This window comes from Pseudomonas sp. NPDC087639 (assembly GCF_044743385.1).
In the GTDB taxonomy this organism is placed as follows: Bacteria; Pseudomonadota; Gammaproteobacteria; order Pseudomonadales; family Pseudomonadaceae; genus Aquipseudomonas.
The window spans coordinates 1-1,304 of record NZ_JBIUWI010000185.1; the positions used below are offsets into that span (position 1 = coordinate 1).

The following is a 1,304-nucleotide window of genomic DNA, read 5'->3' on the forward strand; positions in this document are numbered from 1 at the left end:
GCGTGGCGCACGACCCAGGACGAAATTTGAAACCATACTGGCGACGCCCGGGTGGCCGATGCCAAGCCGCAGGCGGTAGAAAGTATTCTGATTACCCAGTTGCGCGATGATGTCGCGCAACCCGTTGTGACCGCCATGGCCGCCGCCCTGCTTGAGCTTGGCAACGCCCGGAGGCAGATCGAGTTCGTCGTGCGCCACCAGGATTTCTTCAGGCTTGATGCGGAAGAAACCTGCGAGTGCCGCCACGGCCTGGCCGCTGCGGTTCATGTAGGTGGTGGGAATCAGCAGGCGAACATCCTGACCCTGGTGCGAATAGCGCCCGGTCAGGCCGAAATATTTGCGATCGGCCACAAGATTCACATTCTGTGCGTGGGCGATGCGCTCAACAAAAAGGGCCCCTGCGTTATGCCGGGTCTGTTCGTATTCGGCGCCTGGATTTCCCAGGCCAACGATCAGTTTGATGGCAGTCACGATAGGGGCCCTTCCTTGGAGTGGTGGATAACATCGCCGCGATCAGGGGAAGCGGCGAAAGTGGACGAAAATTGCTCATTTACCATGAATGTAAACTCCGCGTTCTCGCCCGCTTTCTCGCTACGTTCCAGTCCGCGATGTTACCTGCTCACTCAGGCGTTACAGAGTGAATTACTCTGCTGCGCCTTCTTCGGTAGCTTCTGGAGCAACACGTGGAGCGTGGACGTTGGCAACAGCCTTGTCATCGCCGTGTGCCAGAGCAACGAACTCAACACCTTTAGGAGCTTTGAGGTCCGACAGGTGAATGATGGTGCCGATTTCTGCTTTCGACAGGTCGACTTCGATGAACTCAGGCAGATCTTTCGGCAGGCAGGTCACTTCGATTTCCGAAGTAACGTGCGAGATTTCGCCGCCTTTCTTCACTGGAGCTTCTTCACCAACAAAGTGTACAGGCACGATAGCGGTCAGTTTCTGACCTGCTACAACGCGTACGAAGTCAGCGTGCAGAACGTGGCCTTTCGACGGGTGACGTTGCAGAGCTTTGATGATGACGTTCTGCTTGGTGCCACCAACGTTCAGCTCGATGATGTGGCTGTAAGCCGCTTCGTTTTCGAGCAGTTTGGCAACTTCTTTGGCCAGCATGCTGATGGATTCAGGGGCTTTTTCGCCACCGTAAACAACAGCTGGAACCAGAGCGGCGAGACGACGCAGGCGGCGGCTCGCACCTTTCCCCAGGTCGGAACGCACTTCAGCATTCAGAGAAAATCGTTCATTTTGTATCTCCAAAATAGCCATGACCGAGCGGCGTTTGCGACCAGCGCCTAACACGGTAT

The 1,304-nt window shown here is 56.1% G+C and carries 2 protein-coding genes; both read right to left on the bottom strand.

Annotated elements, in window-relative coordinates:
- The coding region (gene pth, locus ACIOVB_RS27740) for an aminoacyl-tRNA hydrolase (protein ID WP_401272301.1) at positions 1-471 on the bottom strand (471 nt) is incomplete at its 3' end.
- A 171-nt stretch (positions 472-642) separates the two neighbouring features.
- Positions 643-1,266 carry a 50S ribosomal protein L25/general stress protein Ctc gene (locus ACIOVB_RS27745; RefSeq protein ID WP_401272302.1) on the bottom strand — a complete coding sequence of 208 codons (624 nt, stop codon included), beginning with the start codon at positions 1,264-1,266 and terminating at the stop codon, positions 643-645.
- Between the last annotated feature and the right edge of the window lie 38 nt (positions 1,267-1,304).

What these genes read in the sequence shown, in the direction of transcription:
- ACIOVB_RS27745 (WP_401272302.1), bottom strand. Translation starts at nt 1,266, where the DNA reads ATGGCTATTTTGGAGATACAAAATGAACGATTTTCTCTGAATGCTGAA.